The 3,052-nt window shown below is 32.3% G+C and carries 4 protein-coding genes; 3 read left to right on the top strand and 1 reads right to left on the bottom strand.

The genetic code is table 11. From position 1 onward, the window contains the following. On the top strand, window positions 1-435 hold a 435-nt coding region (locus BPMYX0001_RS25750), incomplete at its 5' end, for a hypothetical protein (RefSeq protein ID WP_244268559.1). Between the two features lie 119 nt (window positions 436-554). Here the strand turns inward: BPMYX0001_RS25750 and BPMYX0001_RS25745 are convergent. Continuing rightward, complete coding sequence (locus BPMYX0001_RS25745; RefSeq protein ID WP_006097111.1) at window positions 555-1,145, bottom strand: DUF4030 domain-containing protein; 591 nt, start codon at window positions 1,143-1,145, stop codon at window positions 555-557. 423 nt (window positions 1,146-1,568) lie between these two features. On the opposite strand from BPMYX0001_RS25745, the gene BPMYX0001_RS31585 reads away from it, so the two are divergent. Both BPMYX0001_RS31585 and BPMYX0001_RS25735 read left to right on the top strand, forming a co-directional pair. Continuing rightward, window positions 1,569-2,435: a recombinase family protein gene (locus BPMYX0001_RS31585; RefSeq protein WP_006097109.1), complete on the top strand. Its 867-nt coding sequence runs from the start codon at window positions 1,569-1,571 to the stop codon at window positions 2,433-2,435. 74 nt (window positions 2,436-2,509) lie between these two features. Beyond that, window positions 2,510-3,052, top strand: a 543-nt coding sequence (locus BPMYX0001_RS25735; RefSeq protein ID WP_033799395.1) for an Rpn family recombination-promoting nuclease/putative transposase, incomplete at its 3' end; no start/stop codon positions are given.

The following is a 3,052-nucleotide window of genomic DNA, read 5'->3' as shown; positions in this document are numbered from 1 at the left end:
GGGAATTTGGTTAAAACATATTCTAAAGAGGAATTAGAAAAATTTAATCAAGACATGGCTAAAACTCCTCTAAGGAGTTCTAAGTTTGGTGGCAATGTTCAAAATAAAACAGAGCTTACTCCTCTTGCTATGAATGTTCATAATTTTGGATATATGGAATTTAGTAACTATCAGTGGATTGATGATGGCACATCATTTTACCTACCTCAAAGTGTACAGGTAGAACCACTAACTAGGACTACTGGATTGGCAGTACAAATATATCATAATAGTACGAAACATGCAGAATATAGAGTTAAAGGTTCCTTTTCAAGTGGATTAAACATTCCTATTTCTCACCTTTTAAATGGTTCTGGTAATTATTATGAACTTAGACTTAAAAATTATGGTGGGGGAACTATATATCTTGATAGTGGACAAGTTTATTATAAATAATACAATTTCTTAAATTTAATAGTTATATACATGTAAAAAAGACTGGGTATGAATCCAGTCTTTTTCATCAAATACTAGCCTATTAATACTACGTTTCCAATATCCTGTTCATAGATTTGTTAGTTGATTCTTTGATTATCTTGACTATAAACTTCAATAGTATATAAATCATTTTCAATCCATTTTTGTGCTTGCTGTGTTTTAAGTAGGTCATCAACTTCTTTCTCGATCTTCTCCCCAAACTCTTTAGCTCCTGAATCAGCACTATTTATAGGCGTATATATAGCAAATGGAATAGGTTGCCCTGATTCTACATAAGCCCGCATTGAAAAACCTTTGTATCCTTTTTTATGGAACAATTCTTCAAAAATATAACTCCAAATTCTGTCCCACCTGTCCTCTATTTTTACAATGTTCATATCTCTTTGACTAATATTAATAGTATATGGTCTAATATCTTGGTTCTTTAACTGAATGTTAATCTCTTTTTTTAATTTACTTGTATTTACAGTATCCGCTATTTCTAGGTCTACAACTCTCGCTTTATCATCCACAGACGAACTGAGAAAATCTTTTTTATTCACTGTATTCCTAACAGTATCCATAACTTTTGAACCTTCACTTTTTGCTTCTTCTATATCGCTCTGTTGGCAGCTACTTAATACAATAGTTAATAAAAGAGGTAACAATAGCCCTTTTTCTTTCTTCATTCCAATTCCCTCCCTATTGTTTTCTTTGTCTTATAGTAATAAATTTAGTATCCAAGCACACCACATCTAATTTTTCCATATTGGATAATCATTCTCTAATACAAATGAAAAACCTTCTTCTATTTTGTTTGCACCGTTCGTAAAGGTACACCTTTTGGAACAGAGGGATTTCTATAAAAAAAGCAATTTGTCAAAAGGTTCGAGACAACATTTTGAAACACTTCAAAATCATATAAACCTTTTGAATCATTCATAAAGTGTTACAAAATAACGTCTCAAAAACGATGGTTTTTGATAAATGCAAAACGAACAAAATATAAGCCTTGTAAATCGCTTAACTACGTTATCAAAACTATTATCAAAATCAAATTAACTTTAACTACCCTTTATGATAAAATTATCGTGTAAAGGGTAGGTGATTATATGAATCCATATGTTTATGGTTATGCAAGGGTAAGTACCCAACAACAAGATTTGATTCGTCAAATAGATATGCTTCAAAATTATAACTGTACTGAAATTTTGACTGAAAAAATGACAGGTACGAAAAGTGATCGTCCAGAGCTTACTCGGTTGAAAGATAAAATTAGACCTGGTGATACATTAGTTGTTGAAAGTTTTTCTAGATTAGGACGAAGTACAAAGGATTTAATCGAACTTGTTGATTACTTTGAAAATAAAGGAGTCAAACTGATTAGCATTAAAGAACAATTTAATACGAATACCCCTCAAGGAAAATTAATGTTAACTGTATTTCAAGCATTCAGCCAATTTGAAAGAGATTTAATTGCCCAACGAACACAAGAAGGTCTTGTAAGTGCAAGGGCAAGAGGGAGGGTTGGTGGTCGTCCTCGTATTAGAGATACGTATATTCAAAAGGCATTAAATTTATATAAGTCAGAGCAATATAGTATTCGAGAAATTATAGATATGACTGGCATTAGCCAAGCAACACTGTACCGATACATACGAGAACACAAGCAAGTACAAAAGAATGGGGAAACAGAAGAAAAAACAGCAACTATTCGTATGTTGTTGCGTGTAGAAAATAATAATAAATTTGTACGGGGAAAGGGGAAAGTTCGAAAGAATATCGAATCCTTTCTCATATCACAATATAATATGGAACAATGTTCGGGAGAATATATATTTTATGTTCCTTACACCACAATTTCAGATTTAGAAAAAAAGGTAGATAGCATAGTTCATGAAATTGATTTTGAAGCGGATTCACAAAACTGTTTTACGGAGTTAGATGCGTACTGTGATGAATTGGAGCTACAGTGGTAAAAGTAGCATTTGCTTATATAGAGAGTTCAATTATAAAATAAGAAGAAGAACAGAAAGACAGGGAGAGGAAACCCATGTCCACAAAATTAGTAAATTTACGAATCGATTTTGCTTTTAAACAGTTATTCGGAACGAAGGGGAACGAAGAAATTTTAACCGGATTTCTAAACGCCATTCTAGAAGAATCTTTAGATGCACCTATTACATTTCTACAACTAGAAGATCCACATCTTCATAAATCTTATGAAGATGATAAGTTATCAATATTAGACTTATTAGCAACGCTAGATAATGGGACACAAGTAAATATAGAAATTCAGCTTCGAAATACACATGATATGGTAAAGCGATCTTTATATTATTGGAGTAAACTCTATACGTCCCAAATGCAAGAAGGGATGCCGTATCGTTCCCTTCGGAAAACCATAACCATTAACTTATTAGATTTTATCTTGTTTTCTCACGATGAAGCATTTCATACCATCGGACAATTGTGGAATACAAAATTGCAACAACTATTAAGTGATGACATTGAAATCCATTTTGTAGAGATACCTAAATTGGTCAAACAGTGGCGTGAAGAAAAAGTAAACCCGTGGGAAAATGCATTTGTTCGA

Origin of the sequence: Bacillus pseudomycoides DSM 12442 (assembly GCF_000161455.1) — a bacterium.
Lineage (GTDB): Bacteria > Bacillota > Bacilli > Bacillales > Bacillaceae_G > Bacillus_A > Bacillus_A pseudomycoides.
Note: the sequence above shows the minus strand (reverse complement) of the source record. Positions and strands in the feature narration are given on the sequence as shown.

Bases quoted from the DNA above. Each gene is read 5' to 3' on its own strand.
- BPMYX0001_RS25745 (WP_006097111.1), bottom strand. From the start codon at position 1,145: ATGAAGAAAGAAAAAGGGCTATTGTTACCTCTTTTATTAACTATTGTA.
- BPMYX0001_RS31585 (WP_006097109.1), top strand. From the start codon at position 1,569: ATGAATCCATATGTTTATGGTTATGCAAGGGTAAGTACCCAACAACAA.